The organism is Pseudescherichia sp. (assembly GCF_031987975.1).
In the GTDB taxonomy this organism is placed as follows: domain Bacteria; phylum Pseudomonadota; class Gammaproteobacteria; order Enterobacterales; family Enterobacteriaceae; genus Pseudescherichia.
The window spans coordinates 87,735-108,648 of record NZ_DALZYX010000008.1; the positions used below are offsets into that span (position 1 = coordinate 87,735).

General features: G+C 58.4%; 11 protein-coding genes. 10 read left to right on the top strand and 1 reads right to left on the bottom strand.

Features of this window, described 5'->3' with window-relative positions; translation table 11 throughout:
* Positions 1-94 precede the first annotated feature (94 nt).
* The gene (locus RTN40_RS15400; RefSeq protein ID WP_312229227.1) at positions 95-3,424 is read left to right on the top strand and encodes a diguanylate cyclase; all 3,330 of its coding nucleotides are present in this window, start codon (positions 95-97) and stop codon (positions 3,422-3,424) included.
* Here RTN40_RS15400 and alkA read toward each other — a convergent pair.
* Complete coding sequence (gene alkA / locus RTN40_RS15405; RefSeq protein WP_312229228.1) at positions 3,395-4,261, bottom strand: DNA-3-methyladenine glycosylase 2; 867 nt, start codon at positions 4,259-4,261, stop codon at positions 3,395-3,397. The genes RTN40_RS15400 and alkA overlap by 30 nt on opposite strands.
* A gap of 113 nt (positions 4,262-4,374) precedes the next feature.
* Between alkA and yegD the strand changes: the two genes are divergently transcribed.
* The 9 genes from yegD to RTN40_RS15450 all read left to right on the top strand — a co-directional run bounded on the left by yegD (position 4,375) and on the right by RTN40_RS15450 (position 20,379).
* Positions 4,375-5,724, top strand: a complete 1,350-nt coding sequence (gene yegD, locus RTN40_RS15410) for a molecular chaperone (protein ID WP_312229229.1) — start codon at positions 4,375-4,377, stop codon at positions 5,722-5,724.
* A gap of 156 nt (positions 5,725-5,880) precedes the next feature.
* On the top strand, positions 5,881-7,125 hold the full coding sequence (locus tag RTN40_RS15415) for an MdtA/MuxA family multidrug efflux RND transporter periplasmic adaptor subunit (RefSeq protein WP_312229230.1): 1,245 nt from the start codon (positions 5,881-5,883) through the stop codon (positions 7,123-7,125).
* Positions 7,125-10,259: an MdtB/MuxB family multidrug efflux RND transporter permease subunit gene (locus tag RTN40_RS15420; RefSeq protein WP_312229231.1), complete on the top strand. Its 3,135-nt coding sequence runs from the start codon at positions 7,125-7,127 to the stop codon at positions 10,257-10,259. Before RTN40_RS15415 ends, RTN40_RS15420 begins: the two co-directional genes overlap by 1 nt.
* On the top strand, positions 10,260-13,337 hold the full coding sequence (gene mdtC, locus RTN40_RS15425) for a multidrug efflux RND transporter permease subunit MdtC (protein ID WP_312229232.1): 3,078 nt from the start codon (positions 10,260-10,262) through the stop codon (positions 13,335-13,337).
* A 20-nt stretch (positions 13,338-13,357) separates the two neighbouring features.
* Entirely contained in the window at positions 13,358-14,773 is a 1,416-nt protein-coding gene (locus RTN40_RS15430; protein ID WP_312229233.1) for an MFS transporter, read from the top strand.
* Positions 14,770-16,173 carry a two-component system sensor histidine kinase BaeS gene (gene baeS, locus RTN40_RS15435; RefSeq protein WP_312229234.1) on the top strand — a complete coding sequence of 468 codons (1,404 nt, stop codon included), beginning with the start codon at positions 14,770-14,772 and terminating at the stop codon, positions 16,171-16,173. Before RTN40_RS15430 ends, baeS begins: the two co-directional genes overlap by 4 nt.
* Positions 16,170-16,892 (top strand): two-component system response regulator BaeR, encoded by a 723-nt coding sequence (baeR, locus tag RTN40_RS15440; protein ID WP_312213215.1) that lies wholly within the window; start codon positions 16,170-16,172, stop codon positions 16,890-16,892. Before baeS ends, baeR begins: the two co-directional genes overlap by 4 nt.
* 158 nt (positions 16,893-17,050) lie before the next feature.
* Positions 17,051-18,412, top strand: coding sequence for a tRNA 5-hydroxyuridine modification protein YegQ (yegQ, locus tag RTN40_RS15445; RefSeq protein WP_312229235.1), 1,362 nt, complete (start codon positions 17,051-17,053; stop codon positions 18,410-18,412).
* A 653-nt stretch (positions 18,413-19,065) separates the two neighbouring features.
* On the top strand, positions 19,066-20,379 hold the full coding sequence (locus RTN40_RS15450) for a hypothetical protein (protein WP_312229236.1): 1,314 nt from the start codon (positions 19,066-19,068) through the stop codon (positions 20,377-20,379).
* Positions 20,380-20,914: the final 535 nt, after the last annotated feature.

Sequence of the window (20,914 nt, forward strand, 5' to 3'; positions counted from 1 at the left end):
TTGTAAATTGTTTGTACTAGCATAATCCAAATTTCAATTTTACCCGTCCAGGCTTTATGAACCTGGCGGCACAGGGACTGCGGATAAAGCGGTAATGAATAAACAATACCAGCGCGTTTTGGTTACTACCCCAAATCCCCTACTGAGGCTGCTCAGTTTAGGACTGGTGACCTTTATCTTCACCCTGTTTTCCCTTGAACTGACCCGTTTCGGCACCATCCTTGCGCCGCTGTGGTTCCCCACCTCCATTATGATGGTCGCCTTCTACCGCCACGCCGGACGCATGTGGCCGGGTATCGCTATCGCCTGCTCGCTGGGTAGCCTGGCCGCGTCGTCTCTGCTCTTGCAGTCGCACGAAATGAATCTCTGGTATCCGGCAATCAATATTATTGAGGCGCTGGCCGGGGCGGTGCTGCTGCGCAAGATGCTGCCCTGGTACAACCCGCTGCAAAACTTGGGGGACTGGATCCGTTTGACCATCGGCAGTGCCGTGGTACCTCCCCTGCTCGGCGGGCTGCTGGTATGCATGTTACCCGGCAACGAGAACCTGCTGCGCACCTTTATGATCTGGGTACTCTCGGAATCTATCGGCGCGCTGGCGCTGGTTCCTCTCGGGCTGATGTTTAAGCTGCACTACCTGCTGCGCCACCGCAAGCCGCAGCTGCTGCTGGAGACGCTGGTGACGCTGGCGGTTACCCTTTTCCTGAGCTGGCTCTCTATGCTGTATCTGCCGTGGCCCTTTACCGCCGTTATTGTTCTGCTGATGTGGACCGCAGTCCGTCTACCGCGGCTGGAGGCGTTTCTCATCTTCCTCGTCACCATCATGGTGGTGTCGCTGATGATGACCCACGGCCCGATGGAGCTAAACAACTTTAACAGCAGCGCCATGCTGAATGCCCCCTGGCTGCCGTTTATGATGATCCTGCTGCCGGCCAACGTCATGACCATGGTGATGTACTCCTTTCGCGCCGAGCGCAAGCACATTACTGAAAGCGAAGCCCGCTTCCGCAACGCCATGGAGTACTCGGCCATCGGCATGGCATTGGTGGGCACCGACGGCCAGTGGTTACAGGTCAACAAGGCGCTGTGCAATTTTCTTGGCTACTCCCAGGATGAGCTGCGCCTGCTCACCTTCCAGCAGCTCACCTGGCCGGAAGATCTCAACAGCGACCTCGAACAGCTTGAGATGCTGGTGCGCGGCGAAATCGACAGCTACTCCATGGAGAAGCGCTACTATACCCGCACGGGGGATATCGTCTGGGCGCTGCTGGCAGTGTCGCTGGTACGCCATCCGGACGGCACGCCGCTCTACTTCATCTCCCAGGTGGAAGATATCAACGATCTGAAACACACCGAATGGGTCAACAAGCGGCTGATGGAGCGCATTACGCTGGCCAACGAAGCCGGGGGGATCGGCATCTGGGAGTGGGATCTGGAGCCGGACATTATCAGCTGGGATAAGCGCATGTTTGAGCTTTACGAGCAACCGCCGCACGTGAAGCCCACCTGGAAGCTCTGGTATGAGTGCGTGGTTCCGGAGGACAGAGCCGAGGCCGAACGCATTATCCGCGACTCGCTGGTGGCAAGAACCGCGTTTAAGCTTGAGTACCGCATCCATGTTAAAGAGGGCGTTCGCCATATCCGTGCCCTGGCGAACCGGGTGCTGAATAAAAACGGTGAAGTTGAACGGCTGCTCGGCGTCAATATGGACATGACCGAGGTGAAACAGCTCAACGAGGCCCTGTTCCAGGAGAAAGAGCGGCTGCACATCACCCTCGACTCCATCGGTGAAGCGGTGCTCTGTACCGATGTAGATATGAATGTCACCTTTATGAATCCGGTGGCGGAAAAAATGAGCGGCTGGCAGCAGGAGCACGCCATCGGCCAGGCTCTGCTGAACGTGCTGCGCATCACCTTTGGTGATAACGGCCCTACGCTGGAAAACATCCATAGCGGTGATATGTCGCGTTCAGCCATTGAACAGGACGTGGTGCTGCACTGCCGCAACGGCGGCACCTACGATATTCACTACAGCGTAACGCCCCTCAGCACCCTGGACGGGCAGAACATCGGCTTCGTTCTGGTGATCCAGGACGTGACCGAGTCGCGGAAGATGCTGCGCCAGCTGAGCTACAGCGCCTCCCACGATGCGCTGACCCATCTGGCGAATCGCGTTAGCTTCGAGAATCATCTTAAGCGCCTGCTGCTGACGGTGCAGGAGACGCATCAGCGCCACGCGCTGGTCTATATCGATCTCGACCGCTTTAAGGCAGTTAACGATACCGCAGGCCATGCGGCGGGCGATGCCCTGCTACGGGAACTCTCTTCCCTGATGCTCAGCATGCTGCGCTCTACCGATGTGCTTGCCCGCCTCGGTGGGGATGAATTTGGCCTGCTGCTGCCAGACTGCAATATCGAGAGCGCACGCTACATCTCCGGGCGCATCATTCACGCCATCAACGACTACCGCTTTATGTGGGAGGGCCACCTGCACCGCATCGGGGCCAGCGCCGGCATCACCCTGATTGATGAGAACAACTGCCAGGCTTCCGAGGTAATGTCCCAGGCAGATATCGCCTGCTACGCCTCAAAAAACAATGGCCGTGGCGTGGTAACGGTGTACGAGCCGCAGCAGGATCATATGCATCACAACCGCAGCCTGATCTCCCTTGAGGAGCAGACGCGGATGATCCGCGATAACCATCTGCTGCTGGTGGCGCGCGGCGTCGCCTCCCCGCGTGTACCGGAGTCCTGCAACTTCTGGCTGCTCTCGCTGCGCCTGTGGACCAGCGAGGGGGAAGCCATGGAGGAGCGCGCCTTCCGCTCGGGTCTGGCCGAGCCGGAGCTGATCCGCGCCCTTGACCGTCGTGTGATCCATGAGTTCTTTACTAACAGCGCCGCTGGTGTCGTACGCAAAGGGGTCAGCGTCGCGCTGCCGCTCTCCAGCGCCGGGCTGGCCAGCCGGACGGTAGTCAATGAGATCGTCGAGAAGCTGGAGCAGAGCGGGATGCCGGGCCGCCTGCTGCACTTTGTGATCCATGCCGATGCCCTGATGCGCGAAGAGAGCAGCATTGGTGACGGCCTCGCCAAACTTCGTCAGGCAGGCTGCCGACTGATTATCAGCCATATTGGCCGCGATCTGGAGATCTTCAACCATCTTATGCCGCAGATGGCAGACTACATCCTGCTTGAGCCGGAGCTGGTAACCAACGTACACGGTAACCTGATGGACGAGATGATGGTCACTATCGTGCAGGGCCATGCGCACCGTTTGGGAATGAAAAGCATCGCCGGACCAACCAACCAGCCGATGATGATGGATACCCTCTCCGGCATTGGGATTGACTATATCTACGGGGATACTATTTCCCAGGCTCAGCCGCTGGATCTCATGCTAAACACCAGCTACTTTGCCATTAACTGACGGCTGCCAGTCCGGGGTGTACCAGATGTGCAGCAGCGCATAGGAGCGCCAGGGGTGCCAGCGCACCGCATAGTGGCGGATTTGCGCCGGAGTCATTCCCGCGAAACGCTGTTTGATAGCATAGTCATCGGCTAAAAAGACATCTTTCGCCTGCCAGCCACGCATTGCCAGATAGTTTGCCGTCCAGCGCCCGATACCGGGAAAACTCTGCAATAGCTTCACGCCCTGCTCGATATCCGTTGGAGCCTGCAACGGAAACTCGCCCTCAAGGGTAGCGCGGGCCAAATTAATCAGCGCCTCGGCCCGCTTAAGCGGCATCCCCAGCGCTTTTAACGCTACGGGGTCGGCCTTAACCAGCGCCTCTGCCGTCGGGAAGCAGATAAAGCCCGGCGCATCCGCCAGCGGCTCGCCTAAGCTCGCCACCACCTTACCGGTCAGCTTCGCCGCCATCGCCACGCTCACCAGCTGCCCAAGGATTGCCCGCACGCCCTGCTCAAAGGTATCCATCGAGCCAGGCAGCCGCAGGCCTGGTCTTTGCTCGCCCAGCGAACCGAGGGTCTGAACAATCTCCTGCGGATCGCAGGCGAGATCGAACAGACGCTCCAGCCGGGCCAGGCAGGTGTCAGCCACCGGCATTAGCCCGTCGCTGAGGGTGACCCGCAGCGTATGGTTAGCCTCGTCCGGCTCGGCGGTAACGATCCCCCGGTGCTCCCCCAGCGCAAAACTGCGCACGTAGCGACCTTCGCTGACCACCTCCACGCCGGTCACCGCACGCGCCTGTAAAAAACCTAACATCCACGCCCAGTCGTAGGGCGGCTTCCAGCTCAGTGTATACATAGTTACTCCTCTCACTCTCTTTTCAGCTTAAGCCCCCCACCACTTTTTTGCTTTGCTTTCATAATCCTTTCGGCTAAAGTCGCCCCCCTTCTTCACCGGCATGGGGAACTTTCATGTTTATTGGTTTTGACTACGGCACGGCAAACTGCTCCGTTGCGGTGATGCGCGACGGCATCCCGCAGCTATTAAAAATGGAAAACGGCAGCACGCTACTGCCGTCAATGCTCTGCGCCCCGACGCGGGAAGCGGTCAGCGAGTGGCTCTACCGTCACCATGACGTTCCGGCCACCGGCGGCGAAACCCAGGCGCTGCTGCGCCGGGCGGTAAACTTTAACCGCGAGGAAGATATCGAGGTGCTGCCGGGCAGCGTCCAGTTTGGTCTTCAGTCGTTGCAGCAGTACGTTCAGGATCCGGAAGAGGTCTACTTCGTTAAATCGCCAAAATCCTTCCTTGGGGCCAGCGGCCTGAAGCCGCAGCAGATCGCCCTGTTTGAGGATCTGGTCTGCGCCATGATGCTGCATATTCGCCAGCAGGCGGAGAGCCAGCTGCCGGAGGCGATCGATCGGGCGGTGATTGGCCGACCCATCAACTTCCAGGGGCTGGGCGGCGATGACGCTAACGCCCAGGCGCAGGGGATCCTCGATCGTGCCGCGAAGCGTGCAGGCTTTAACGAGGTGGTGTTCCAGTACGAGCCGGTCGCGGCAGGACTGGATTTTGAAGCCACGTTGCAGGCGGAGAAGCGCGTGCTGGTAGTGGATATCGGCGGCGGGACCACCGACTGCTCGCTGCTGCTGATGGGGCCGCAATGGCATCAGCGTCAGGATCGCGACAGCAGCCTGCTGGGACACAGCGGCTGCCGCGTAGGCGGTAACGATCTCGATATTGCGCTGGCCTTTAAGCACCTGATGCCGCTGTTGGGCATGGGCGGTCAGACTGAAAAAGGTATCGCCCTGCCGATCCTGCCGTGGTGGAACGCGGTGGCGATCAACGACGTTCCGGCCCAGAGCGACTTCTACAGCAGCGCCAACGGCCGCCTGCTCAATGACCTGGTGCGTGATGCCCGGGAGGGCGATAAGGTGGCGCGGCTGGTGAAGGTGTGGCGTCAGCGCCTCAGCTACCGCCTGGTGCGCAGCGCGGAAGAGAGCAAGATTGCCCTCTCCGACAACGCGCAAACCGAGGCCCGGCTGCCGTTTATCAGCGACGAGCTGGCGACGGCGATTACGCAAGAGGGGCTGGAGACCGCCCTTAACCAGCCGCTGACGCGCATCCTTGAGCAGGTGCAGCTGGCGCTGGCGAGCAGCAACGAGACGCCGGATATCATCTACCTGACCGGCGGCAGCGCCCGCTCCCCGCTGATCAAAAAGGCGCTGGCCGACGCCCTGCCCGGCATTCCGATTGCCGGCGGCGACGATTTTGGCTCGGTCACCGCTGGCCTCGCCCGCTGGGCGCAGGTGGTGTTTTAAGCAACATGCCCGGCGGCGTTTCGCTTGCCGGGCTTACGCATGTCCCCATTCAGACGATTCCATACGGTCTTTCATATTTCCTCCATTTTTCTGCGGCGTTGCATTACTAAACTAGTATCATTCTGTGAAATGTTTCAGGAAGAGATACGGATAACAATGAAAGGTCGTGTTAATGCCCGCTGGGCGATGGTCATCGGCGTGGCGATTGTTGCTATTGCTGCACTTTGGTACTGGCATAGCCACAACGATACCCAAACCGCCCCGGGCGCCCATGCCCCGCAGGCTGGACGGGGTGCAGCAGGCGGTCGCCGCGGCATGCCGCTGGCTCCGGTACAGGCGGCCACCGCCGTTGAAGGCGAAGTTCCTCGCTACCTGTCGGGACTTGGCACGATCACCGCCGCCAATACCGTCACCGTACGCAGCCGCGTTGACGGTCAGCTGATGGCTCTGCACTTCCAGGAGGGCCAGCAGGTGAAAGCGGGCGATCTGCTGGCAGAGATCGACCCCAGCCAGTTCAAAGTCGCGCTCGCCCAGGCCCAGGGCCAGCTGGCGAAGGATAAAGCCACGCTGGCAAATGCCCAGCGCGATCTGGCCCGCTATCAGCAGCTGGTTAAAACTAACCTTGTCTCCCGCCAGGAGCTGGATGCCCAGCAGGCGCTGGTGAGCGAATCTCAGGGCACTATCAAGGCAGATGAAGCCTCGGTCGCCAGCGCCCAGCTACAGCTCGACTGGAGCCGGATCACCGCCCCGATCGATGGTCGCGTGGGCCTGAAGCAGGTCGATATTGGCAACCAGATCTCCAGCGGCGACACCACCGGGATCGTGGTGATCACCCAGACTCACCCTATCGATCTGGTCTTTACCCTGCCGGAGAGCGATATCGCCACGGTGGTGCAGGCGCAAAAGGCCGGGCAGACCCTCAGCGTTGAAGCCTGGGACCGCACCAACAAGCAGAAGCTGAGCGACGGTACCCTGCTGAGCCTCGACAACCAGATCGATACCACCACCGGCACCATCAAGCTGAAGGCCCGCTTTACCAATCAGGACGATGCCCTCTTCCCTAACCAGTTCGTTAACGCCCGAATGCTGGTCTCTACCGAACAGAACGCGGTGCTGATCCCTACCGCTGCGCTGCAGATGGGCAACGATGGCCACTTCGTCTGGGTGCTGAACGAGCAGAACAAAGTGAGCAAGCACACCGTGACGCCAGGCATTCAAAACAGCCAGCAGGTGGCCATTAGCGCCGGGCTGTCGGCGGGTGACAAAGTGGTCACCGACGGTATCGACCGCCTAACCGAGGGTGCTCAGGTCGAGGTGGTCACCGCCCAGAGCGCCGACGCCGCCCCTGCCGCACAGGCGAAAACTCACGGCACGCGCGCCGCACAGGGAGCCGGTTCCTGATGCAGGTGTTACCTCCCCGCGCCACCGGCGGCCCGTCCCGCCTGTTTATTCTCCGTCCGGTCGCCACCACCCTGCTGATGGTGGCGATCCTGCTGGCCGGGATCATTGGCTACCGTTTTCTGCCGGTCTCTGCTCTGCCCGAGGTAGACTATCCCACCATTCAGGTGGTGACCCTCTACCCCGGAGCCAGTCCGGACGTGATGACCTCTGCCGTCACCGCGCCTCTTGAACGCCAGTTTGGCCAGATGTCTGGCTTGAAGCAGATGTCCTCGCAAAGCTCCGGCGGCGCGTCGGTGGTGACGCTCCAGTTTCAGCTGACGCTGGGCCTGGACGTTGCCGAGCAGGAGGTGCAGGCCGCGATTAACGCCGCCACTAACCTGCTCCCCTCCGATCTGCCTAACCCGCCGGTCTATAGCAAGGTCAACCCGGCGGATCCGCCGATCATGTCGCTGGCGGTGACCTCAACCGCGATGCCGATGACTCAGGTGGAGGATATGGTCGAGACCCGGGTGGCACAGAAGATCTCCCAGGTCTCCGGCGTCGGGCTGGTTACCCTCTCTGGCGGCCAGCGTCCAGCCGTACGGGTGAAGCTTAATGCCCAGGCTATTGCCGCGCTCGGGTTGACCAGCGAAACCGTGCGCACCGCGATCAATAACAACAACGTTAACTCGGCGAAGGGTAGCCTCGACGGCCCGACGCGGGCAGTGACCCTCTCTGCGAACGATCAGATGCAGTCCGCCGACGATTACCGTCGCCTGATTATTGCCTACCAGAACGGGGCACCGATCCGCCTCGGCGATGTGGCAACCATCGAGCAGGGTGCGGAGAACAGCTGGCTGGGGGCATGGGCCAACAAGCAGCAGGCGATTGTGATGAACGTCCAGCGCCAGCCGGGAGCCAATATTCTCTCGACTGCGGACAGCATCCGTACCCTGCTGCCCCAGCTCACCGAGAGCCTGCCGAAGTCGGTCACGGTTAAGGTTCTGTCCAATCGCACTACCAACATTCGCGCCTCGGTGGACGACACCCAGTTTGAGCTGATGCTGGCCATCGCCCTGGTGGTAATGATCATTTACCTGTTTCTGCGTAACGTTCCGGCCACCATTATTCCCGCTGTGGCAGTACCCCTGTCGCTGGTGGGCACCTTTGCGGTGATGGTGTTCCTCGACTTCTCGATCAACAACCTAACGCTGATGGCCTTGACCATCGCCACCGGCTTCGTGGTCGATGATGCCATCGTGGTGATTGAGAACATCTCCCGTTATATCGAAAAAGGCGAGAAGCCGCTGGCGGCGGCGCTGAAGGGCGCGGGAGAGATTGGCTTTACCATTATCTCCCTCACCTTCTCGCTGATCGCGGTGCTGATCCCGCTGCTGTTTATGGGCGATATCGTCGGCCGCCTGTTCCGCGAGTTTGCCGTCACCCTGGCGGTGGCGATTCTGATCTCCGCCGTGGTCTCCCTGACCCTGACGCCGATGATGTGCGCCCGGATGCTCAGCCACGAATCTCTGCGCAAGCAGAACCGGTTTTCCCGCGCCTCGGAGCGCTTTTTCGACCGCGTGATCGCCGCCTATGGCCGCGGGCTGACCAAAGTGCTTAACCATCCATGGCTGACCCTCAGCGTGGCGGTAGGTGCGCTGCTGCTGTCGGTGCTGCTGTGGGTAACCATCCCGAAAGGTTTCTTCCCGATCCAGGATAACGGCATTATTCAGGGCACCTTGCAAGCCCCGCAGTCGGCGTCATTTGCCAGCATGGCGGAGCGCCAGCGTCAGGTAAGCGATATCGTGCTGAAGGATCCGGCGGTAGAGAGCCTGACGGCCTTTGTCGGAGTTGACGGCACCAACCCGTCGCTGAACAGCGCCCGGCTGCAAATCAACCTTAAGCCGCTGGATGACCGGGACGATCGTGTCCAGGCGGTGATCGCCCGGCTTCAGCAGGCGGTAGCGAAGGTGCCGGGCGTGGATCTCTATCTCCAGCCGACTCAGGATCTGACTATCGATACCACCGTCAGCCGCACCCAGTATCAGTTCACTCTCCAGGCGACAACCCTGGAGGCGCTGAGCACCTGGGTGCCACAGCTGATGAGTGAGCTACAGACCCTGCCGCAGCTGGCCGACGTCAGCAGCGACTGGCAGGACAAGGGGCTGGCCGCCTACGTTAACGTGGATCGGGACAGCGCCAGCCGCCTCGGCATTACCATGGCGGACGTGGATAACGCCCTCTATAACGCCTTCGGCCAGCGGCTGATCTCTACCATCTATACTCAGGCCAACCAGTACCGCGTAGTGCTGGAGCACAATACGGCGGCAACGCCGGGCCTGGCGGGGCTGGACTCTATCCGCCTGACCAGCAGCGACGGCGGCGTGGTGCCGCTCAGTGCCATTGCGAAGGTGGAGGAGCGCTATACCCCGCTGGCGATCAATCACCTCGACCAGTTCCCGTCTACCACCATCTCGTTTAACGTCCAGGACGGTTACGCGCTGGGGGATGCGGTACAGGCGATTCTGGATAGCGAGCAGAACCTCAGCCTGCCGGGGGATATTACTACCCAATTCCAGGGCAGCTCGCTGGCGTTCCAGGACGCGCTGGGCAGCACCGTGTGGCTGATCGTCGCGGCGGTGGTAGCGATGTATATCGTGCTCGGCGTGCTCTACGAGAGCTTTATCCACCCGATCACCATCCTCTCTACCCTGCCCACCGCCGGGGTCGGCGCGTTGCTGGCGCTGATGCTGGCGGGCAGCGAGCTGGACGTGATCGCCATTATCGGCATCATTCTGCTGATTGGTATCGTCAAGAAGAACGCCATCATGATGATCGACTTTGCCCTTGCCGCCGAGCGGGAACAGGGCATGTCGCCACGGGAGGCGATCTTCCAGGCCTGCCTGCTGCGTTTTCGTCCGATCCTGATGACCACCCTCGCGGCGCTGCTGGGTGCCCTGCCGCTGATGCTGAGCACCGGGGTGGGGGCGGAGCTGCGCCGTCCGCTGGGGATCGGCATGGTTGGCGGCCTACTGGTGAGCCAGGTGCTGACCCTCTTTACCACGCCAGTGATCTACCTGCTGTTTGACCGTCTGGCCCTGCGGGTTCGCCACCGCTTCCCCCGCCGCGAAGAGCGTGAAGGGGAGGAGGCGTAAGTGAAGTTTTTTGCCCTGTTCATTCATCGGCCGGTCGCCACTATTCTGATTTCGCTGGCGATCACGCTGTGCGGGATCCTCGGCTTCCGCCTGCTGCCGGTAGCCCCGCTGCCGCAGGTAGATTACCCGGTGATCATGGTGAGCGCCTCCCTGCCGGGGGCCTCGCCGGAGACCATGGCCTCCTCGGTGGCGACGCCGCTGGAGCGCTCCCTCGGGCGTATCGCCGGAGTCAATGAGATGACCTCCTCCAGCTCGCTGGGCAGCACGCGCATCATTCTGGAGTTCAATTTCGATCGCGACATCAACGGCGCGGCGCGAGACGTGCAGGCGGCGATCAACGCCGCGCAAAGCCTGCTGCCGAGCGGGATGCCGAGCCGTCCGACCTATCGGAAAGCGAACCCGTCCGATGCGCCAATAATGATCCTGACGTTAACCTCGGACACCTACTCCCAGGGGCAGCTGTATGACTTCGCCTCGACGCAGCTGGCGCAGACCATCTCGCAAATAGAGGGCGTCGGTGACGTTGACGTCGGCGGCAGCTCCCTGCCCGCCGTGCGGGTGTCGCTTAACCCGCAGGCGCTGTTTAACCAGGGCGTATCGCTGGACGACGTACGCAGCGCGATCAATGACGCCAACGTGCGCAGGCCGCAGGGCGCCATTGAAGATGGCACCCACCGCTGGCAGCTGCAAACCAACGACGAGATCAAAACCGCCGAGGCCTACCAGCCGCTGATTGTTCACTACAGCAACGGAGCGGCGGTGCGCCTCGGCGACGTCGCCAGCGTTACCGATTCGGTGCAGGACGTGCGCAACGCCGGGATGACTAACGCCAAGCCCGCGATCCTGCTGATGATCCGTAAGCTGCCGGAAGCCAATATTATCCAGACGGTGGACAGCATCCGCGCCCGGCTGCCGGAGCTACAGGAGACGATCCCGGCGGCCATCGACTTACAGATCGCCCAGGACCGCTCCCCTACCATCCGCGCCTCGCTGGATGAGGTGGAGCACAGCCTGATCATCTCCGTAGCGCTGGTGATCCTGGTGGTCTTTCTCTTCCTGCGCTCGGGCCGGGCGACGCTGATCCCTGCGGTGGCGGTGCCGGTGTCGCTGATCGGCACCTTTGCCGCCATGTACCTGTGCGGATTTAGCCTCAACAACCTCTCCCTGATGGCCCTGACCATCGCCACCGGCTTCGTGGTAGATGACGCCATCGTGGTGCTGGAGAACATCGCCCGCCATCTGGAGGCCGGGATGAAACCCCTCCAGGCAGCCTTGCAGGGCACGCGGGAGGTGGGCTTTACCGTGCTCTCCATGAGTCTGTCGCTGGTGGCGGTCTTCCTGCCGCTGCTGCTGATGGATGGCCTGCCGGGCCGCCTGCTGCGGGAGTTCGCCGTCACGCTGTCGGTGGCGATCGGTATCTCGCTAGTGGTCTCCCTGACCCTGACGCCGATGATGTGTGGCTGGCTGCTGAAAAGCGGCAAACCGAAAGCGCAATCGAAAGTGCGGGGCTTTGGCCGCCTGCTGCTGGGCCTCCAGCAGGGCTACGCTAAATCGCTGAAGTGGGTGCTGAACCATACCCGGATGGTGGGCGTGGTGCTGCTCGGCACCATCGCGCTCAACGTCTGGCTCTATATTGCGATCCCTAAAACCTTCTTCCCGGAGCAGGACACCGGGGTGCTGATGGGCGGTATCCAGGCCGACCAGAGCATCTCTTTCCAGGCGATGCGCGGCAAGCTGGCGGACTTTATGAAGATTATCCGTGACGATCCGGCGGTAGATAACGTCACCGGCTTTACCGGCGGCTCGCGGGTCAACAGCGGGATGATGTTTATCACCCTCAAGTCCCGCGACCAGCGCAGCGATAGCGCCCAGCAGGTCATCGACCGTCTGCGGGTCAAACTGGCGAAAGAGCCGGGAGCCAACCTGTTCCTGATGGCGGTGCAGGATATCCGCGTCGGCGGTCGCCAGTCGAACGCCAGCTATCAGTACGCCCTGCTGTCGGACGATCTCAGCGACCTGCGGGAGTGGGAGCCGAAGATCCGCAAGGCGCTGGCCGCCCTGCCCCAGCTGGCGGACGTTAACTCCGACCAGCAGGATAACGGCGCGGAGATGAACCTGATCTACGACCGGGAGACCATGTCCCGGCTGGGCATCAGCGTGCAGGACGCCAACGGCCTGCTGAATAACGCCTTTGGCCAGCGGCAGATCTCGACCATCTACGAGGCGCTCAACCAGTACAAGGTGGTAATGGAGGTCGATCCGCGTTACACCCAGGACATCAGCGCCCTGGACAAGATGTTTGTGATCAACAGCGAGGGCAAGCCGATCCCCCTCTCCTATTTTGCGAAGTGGCAGCCCGCTAACGCGCCGCTGTCGGTGAACCATCAGGGGCTTTCCGCCGCCTCGACCATCGCCTTTAACCTGCCGACCGGCGTCTCGCTGTCCGAAGCCAGCGAAGCGATTGACCGGACGATGACCCAGCTGGGAGTGCCCTCCAGCGTGCGCGGCAGCTTTGCCGGGACCGCACAGGTCTTCCAGGATACCATGCGCTCCCAGCTGATCCTGATCCTTGCAGCCATCGCTACGGTCTACATCGTGCTCGGCATTCTCTATGAGAGCTACGTCCATCCGCTGACCATTCTCTCGACCCTGCCCTCGGCGGGCGTGGGGGCGCTGTTGGCGCTGGAGCTGTTCGATGCCCCATTTAGCCTCATCGCCCTGATCGGAATTATGTTATTGATAGGTATCGTCAAGAAGAACGCCATCATGATGGTCGACTTCGCTCTTGAGGCGCAGCGCACCGGCAACCTGACGCCGCAGGAGGCCATCTTCCAGGCCTGCCTGCTGCGCTTCAGGCCGATCATGATGACCACCCTGGCGGCGCTGTTTGGCGCGCTGCCGCTGGTGCTGACCTCCGGCGACGGTTCCGAGCTGCGCCAGCCGCTCGGGATCACCATTGTCGGCGGCCTGGTGATGAGCCAGCTGCTGACGCTCTACACCACGCCGGTGGTCTATCTCTTCTTTGACCGGCTACGGCTGCGTTTCACCCGCAAGCGCCAGCCGCTATTGAGTGAGTAAAGGGTAAAGAGGCAGGTGAGATGACCGATCTTCCTAACCAGGTCCGCTGGCAGCTATGGATAGTGGCCTTCGGCTTTTTCATGCAGGCGCTGGATACCACCATCGTCAACACCGCCCTGCCCTCGATGGCGCAGAGCCTCGGCGAAAGCCCGCTGCACATGCACATGGTCGTCGTGGCCTACGTGCTGACGGTAGCGGTGATGCTCCCCGCCAGCGGCTGGCTGGCGGATAAGGTCGGGGTGCGCAACGTCTTCTTCAGCGCGATTGTACTCTTTACGCTGGGATCGCTGTTCTGCGCTCAGGCCAGCACGCTGGACGGACTGGTGATGGCGAGAGTATTACAGGGCGTCGGCGGCGCAATGATGGTGCCGGTGGGCAGGCTGACGGTGATGAAGATCGTTCCCCGGTCGCAGTATATGGCGGCGATGACCTTCGTCACCCTGCCGGGGCAAATTGGCCCCCTGCTCGGCCCGGCGCTGGGGGGTATTCTGGTGGAGTACGCCTCCTGGCACTGGATCTTCCTGATTAACCTGCCGGTGGGCATTGTCGGGGCCATCGCCACCCTCTGGCTGATGCCCAACTACACCCTGCAAACCCGCCGCTTCGATATGCCCGGCTTTCTGCTGCTGGCCTTCGGCATGGCGGCGCTGACTCTCGCCCTCGACGGCCAGAAGGGGTTAGGCATCTCAACGCTTACTCTTATCGCGCTGGTCATCGCGGGCGTCATCGCGCTGGGGGCGTACCTGTGGCACGCCAGACGCAACGAGGCGGCACTCTTTCCCCTCGGCCTGTTTGGTACCCGCTCCTTCTCCCTTGGCCTGGCCGGCAGCTTTGCCGGACGCATCGGCAGCGGCATGCTGCCCTTTATCACCCCGGTGTTTTTACAGATCGGCCTGGGCTTCTCGCCGTTCCACGCCGGGCTGATGATGATCCCGATGGTGCTGGGCAGCATGGGCATGAAGCGAATTGTGGTGCAGATCGTCAACCGCTTCGGCTACCGCCGGGTGCTGGTGGCCAGCACGCTGGGGCTGGCGCTGGTGAGCCTGCTGTTTATGGCAACGGCGCTGGCGGGCCTCTACTATCTGCTGCCGGTGGTGCTTTTTGTGCAGGGGATGATCAACTCGATGCGCTTCTCGACCATGAACACCCTGACGCTGAAGGATCTGCCGGATGCGCAGGCCAGCAGCGGCAACAGCCTGCTGTCGATGATCATGCAGCTGTCGATGAGTATCGGTGTCACCGTCGCCGGGCTGCTGCTCGGCCTGTTTGGTCAGCAGCATCTGGCGACCGACAGCACGCTGGTGCACCACGTTTTCTTTTCCACCTATCTGTGCATGGCGGTGATCATCGCCCTGCCCGCGCTGGTCTTTGCCCGCGTGCCGAATGACGCCGGCACCAATACCGTGATTGCCCGGCGCAAAAGGAGTTCACGATGAAATTCTGGCGACCCGGTATTACCGGCAAGCTCTTTCTGGCGATCCTCGCTACCTGTATTGCGCTGCTAATCACCATGCACTGGGCGGTGCGGATCAGCTTTGAGCGCGGCTTTATCGACTACATCAAGCACGGCAACGAGCAGCGGTTACAGATGCTCAGCGACGCGCTGGGGGAGCAGTATGCGCTGCACGGCAACTGGCGTTTTCTGCGCAATAACGACCGCTTCGTCTTCCAGATCCTGCGCTCCTTTGAGCATGAAAGCGACGACGATCGGCCCGGCCCCGGCATGCCGCCCCACGGCTGGCGGACGCAGTTCTGGGTGACCGATCAGAGCGGCGACGTGCTGGTTGGCCCGCGCTCCCCGGTGCCGAAAGAGGGTACCCGGCGGGCGATAACGGTTAACGGTGCGGTGGTTGGCTCGGTCATCGCCTCCCCGGTGGAGCGGCTGACGCGCAACACCGATATCAACTTTGATCGTCAGCAGCGGCGCACCAGCTGGCTGATTGTCGGCCTCGCTACGCTGCTGGCGGCGCTGGCAACCTTCCCGCTGGCGCGCGGCCTACTCGCCCCGGTCAAACGGCTGGTAGAGGGGACGCACCGGCTGGCAGCCGGGGACTTTACCACCCGCGTGGCGACGTCCAGCCCGGATGAGCTGGGCAAGCTGGCCCAGGACTTTAACCAGCTCGCCAGCACCCTGGAGAAGAACCAGCAGATGCGCCGCGACTTTATGGCCGATATCTCCCACGAGCTGCGCACCCCGCTGGCGGTGCTGCGCGGTGAGCTGGAGGCGATTCAGGACGGCGTGCGCCAGTTCACCCCCGAGTCGGTAGCCTCCTTACAGGCCGAAGTGGGCACGCTGACCAAGCTGGTTGACGATCTGCATCAGCTCTCGATGTCCGACGAGGGGGCGCTGGCCTACCAGAAGGCCCCGATGGATGTGATAACCCTGCTGGAGATTGCCGCCGGGGCGTTCCGGGAGCGCTTCGCCAGTCGGGGACTAAGCCTTAACGTCTCGCTGCCGGAGAGCGCCATCGTGTTCGGCGACCGCGACCGTCTGATGCAGCTCTTTAATAATCTGCTGGAGAACAGTCTGCGCTATACCGATGCCGGGGGCCAGCTGATGATTAGTGCGACCGTGAAGCCAGATGCCATGGCGATGACCTTTGCCGACAGCGGCCCCGGCGTCAGCGACGAGCAGCTCAGCCGCCTGTTTGAGCGTTTCTACCGCACCGAAAGCTCGCGCAACCGCGCCAGCGGCGGCTCCGGACTGGGGCTGCCTATCTGCGTAAACATTGTTGAAGCCCACGGCGGCACCATCCACGCGGCCCATTCGCCTTTTGGCGGGGTTAGCATTACAGTTGAACTACCGCTGGAACGCGATTTACCGAGAGATGTATGACTGAGTTACCGATTGACGAAAATACCCCGCGCATTTTAATCGTGGAAGATGAGCCGAAGCTGGGACAGCTGCTGGTGGACTATCTGCGGGCGGCGGGCTATGCCCCGACGCTGATTAACCACGGTGATAAGGTGCTGCCCTACGTGCGCCAGACGCCGCCGGACCTGATGCTGCTGGATCTGATGCTCCCCGGCACTGACGGCCTGACCCTGTGCCGGGAGATCCGCCGCTTCTCCGATCTGCCGATTGTGATGGTGACCGCCAGAATTGAGGAGATCGATCGCCTGCTGGGGCTGGAGATTGGCGCCGATGACTACATCTGCAAACCCTACAGCCCTCGGGAGGTGGTCGCGCGGGTGAAAACCATTCTGCGCCGCTGCAAGCCCCAGCGCGAGCTGAAAGAGCTGGATGCAGTCAGCCCGCTGATGATCGACGAGAGCCGCTTCCAGGCCAGCTGGCGCAGCAAGGCGCTGGATTTGACGCCCGCCGAGTTTCGCCTGCTGAAGACCCTCTCCGGCGAGCCGGGGAAAGTCTTCTCCCGCGAGCAGCTGCTGAACCACCTCTATGACGACTACCGCGTAGTAACCGACCGCACCATCGACAGCCACATCAAAAACCTGCGCCGCAAGCTGGAGGCGCTGGACGAGGAGCAGTCGTTTATCCGCGCGGTATATGGCGTTGGCTACCGCTGGGAGGCGGACGCCGGCCGAATGGCATAAGTCGCGAATTAACCCAAGCCGGGTAAGGCGCAGCCGCCACCCGGCGCTTTACCTGCCAGCCCCGCAGCGCTATAATTCCCGCCCTTAAAACAGGGGATTACCCCCTGCCCGCCCACTGAACTGCGGCGGATCTGACCTGTCATCAGAACGAGAACATCATGTTTAAACCGGAACTCCTCTCCCCGGCGGGAACGCTGAAAAATATGCGTTACGCCTTCGCCTATGGCGCGGATGCCGTCTACGCGGGCCAGCCCCGTTACTCCCTGCGGGTGCGCAATAACGAATTTAATCACGAGAACCTTCAGCTGGGGATCAACGAAGCCCATCAGCTTGGGAAAAAGTTCTACGTGGTGGTGAATATTGCGCCGCACAACGCCAAGCTGAAGACATTTATCCGCGATTTAGCGCCGGTGGTAGCGATGGGACCGGATGCGCTGATCATGTCCGATCCCGGTTTAATCATGCTGGTGCGCGAGAACTTCCCGGAGATGGACATCCACCTCTCGGTGCAGGCTAACGCGGTTAACTGGGCGACGGTGAAGTTCTGGCAGCAGATGGGCCTGACCCGGGTGATCCTCTCCCGCGAGCTGTCGCTGGATGAGATCGCCGAGATCCGCCAGCAGGTGCCGGAGATGGAGCTTGAGATCTTCGTTCATGGTGCGCTGTGTATGGCCTACTCGGGCCGCTGCCTGCTCTCGGGCTACATCAACAAGCGCGATCCTAACCAGGGCACCTGCACCAACGCCTGCCGCTGGGAGTACAACGTGCAGGAGGGTAAAGAGGACGCCGTGGGTAATATCGTCCACGTCCACGAGCCGATCCCGGTGAAAAACGTCGAGCCGACGCTGGGTATTGGCGCGCCTACCGACAAGGTGTTTATGATCGAAGAGGCCCAGCGTCCTGGCGAGTACATGACCGCGTTCGAAGATGAGCACGGTACCTACATCATGAACTCGAAGGATCTGCGCGCCATCGCCCACGTTGAGCGCCTGACGCAGATGGGCGTGCACTCGCTGAAGATCGAGGGCCGCACCAAGTCATTTTACTACTGCGCCCGTACCGCGCAGGTTTACCGCAAGGCCATTGACGACGCCGCCGCGGGTAAACCGTTCGACACCAGCCTGATGGAAACCCTGGAGGGGCTGGCACACCGGGGCTATACCGAAGGCTTCCTGCGCCGCCATACCCATGACGACTATCAGAACTACGAGCAGGGCTACTCGATCTCCGATCGCCAGCAGTTTGTTGGCGAGTTTACCGGCGAACGCAACGGCGCGCTGGCGGCGGTGAAGGTGAAGAACAAGTTCTCCGTGGGCGACAGCATGGAGCTGATGACCCCGCACGGCAACGTCAACTTTACCCTCGAGCATATGGAGAACGCCAAAGGCGAAGCGATGCCGGTTGCACCGGGGGATGGCTATACCGTCTGGCTGCCGGTGCCTCCCGATATGCAGCTGGAGTATGGCCTGCTGATGCGTAATTTCAACGGCCAGACGACGCGCAATCCGCACGCTGCTTAGCCGCTAACTAGTTCATTCGGGTTATTTTTTCAGATGATATGAATCTTAGAATCGGATCACATACCGTTTCGTTTGTTAAGGGTATTATCTCAGCGCTGAAAAACATAACCCATAAATGCTAGCTCTACCAGGAACCACCTCCTTGGCCTGTGTAATCTCCCTTACGCAGGCCTATTTTTTTCAATCATATGAAATTAAAGGGTTTTTTGAAATCACACCCGAAGGTTGGCTATATCAGCAAAAAAGTCGCATAAATGCGGGGCTTTGATTTGTGATGTAGATCAATTTCCAAATTTCATTGATATTTCCCTAGGCTCCACTGTCCTCAGCACAATATCTATCAGCCCATAAACATTATATGGTAATGCAAACAAATTTTGAGGCAGACCATCATAACCATTTGATAAATAATGCAAAGCCAAACCTACTGTCGTGGTATTCTAGACTTAAGTATGATTTTTTTATCCCAATTTGATGTAATCTCTTTTCTGTCTGCTTTGATAAAGAGGGTGAAAAAGACTCCAAAAGAAGTTATCATTAGGGTAACAATTGTGATGATTCTATGATTTAATGCCAATAGTACAAATAACGACAAAAAAATGTTATAGGATCTTCAATAGCTTTGATTCTTATTTACTTTAACTTGGAAAAAGATGAAATTTTTAGACGATATTTTTTCCTCTATAGCCGGGAATGCTAAAACAAGGATAAATGACCCATTCATTGGAACTTTTATCTGTACTTGGATTGCTTGTAACTGGAATCACTTAGCCCTACTTTTTTGGGGCGATGGAAAAGTTACCGAGCGCATTAATTTTTTCTACAATTACCTCTATGAAACACCATTATTAAGAATAAATTACATATTTACAATTCCATTTGCAATTACATTATTCTATCTCTTAGCATTTCCCTGGGTGTCAGTAGCTATTAATTTTATGCAACGCTGGGCCAGCGAAAAATTACATGGGCAAGCGGTGAGCATAGAATTAGCAAAAATAAATCAGCAAAAGGAACTTAATAAAGAAAAACTTAGAGCAAATCCAAATAAACAATTTTTGGAACAATTGGTTCAGCAAGACATTAATAAAAGGAATGAAATACAAGAACATCTAAGACAAAGAGGAATACGTTTAGCAGCGAAAAGTGATGAGGCTAATAATAAAGCAAAAGAACAAGCGGCAAGAACACAAGATGCAGAAAATACAGAAAAATTGTCCGCTTTAGATCTAGACAAAAAAATTAAACAAGCTGAATTAGAAAAGATCCGTTTTGAAAGCAGCACTGCCAAGGCGAGGGCGACTTTGGCTTCTCACCGCTTCCCTTCAGCTTATTTTCTTATGCTTAAAATTGAAGAAAGTTTAAAAGAAGATGATATTAAGATATCATTACAATCATTAGGAAATATTGTAGCTGCGCTCTTCGGATATGATCACTTTGATGAACTACTTGCAGATAAAAACTTTAACAATGAGAACTTAGATAAAATTGAATATGTTTATTATGATGATGAGCTAGCTAAACGACTAGAGCAAATTATCTTAGAAGAGGATTCTGAAAATGATGATTTATCTGCAGACATGCTTTTTGATCATTTTGAAAACCTCTTTGCTGATATACCTTTTAAATTAATCTCTGGTGATGAGCTTGCTGAGAAATGTAAAGAAAGTTTCGAAAGTAATCGATATGACGTATTCCAATCTGAGGGGCTCTCAGATGCGATAGCAGAATCAAATACTATTTTTGATGAGATTGAAGATATTAATATTGAGCAATTTGAATTTGATAATGGCTTCTATACAGATCTTTCGGCGAGTGCAAGCGGTTATCATTATAAAGAGGAAGGAGTTACAGGCCGGACAATGTCAGTAATCATTCAAATGCAGAGTAATGTATTAATTGGTAAATTTGGTCTTGGTGCAATAGAAGAAGGGCAAACCTCAGGTACTCTAGATGATTATGAATAAGTCTCTACAATTTTTTTGTAGGTACAAAAGCGAGAAATTTTTAGAACAGTGTTCTAAATACTATTTTATGGGAACGTTCATATTAGCTACATCTCGCACATTCATTCTGACCTCAACATTTCCGGTGCGTTTGGGCTATAGTTAACACTGCAGTTGAAACGAGCCACGCTACTGTAGTAATGCTTAAAGATCTAAATGGTTAGCTCTGGATGAAAGTGCCTCGCTTTAAATATTCAACATTAATACTACTGTTCAACCTTGTTTCGGCTGCACGATTCATTTTTTTTAATGCAATTGCCTTTTAGGCGTACAAATTTTTGACGTCCATAAAAATGAAAGCACGCCCCCTGCGCTTTGCTTCATACCGCTGTCGTGTGATTCCCTGTAAAGCCTGCTTGAATTCATAGCCATTGACCTCATCTGTCTCATACGCACAACTCTCAAGGCCTGAGCATTACGCGGCATTTTGTCCACCCAGAGTAATGACTTAAAGATTTAAAGCATCACCATTTTCAGCAACTCGCGTATCCTTGAC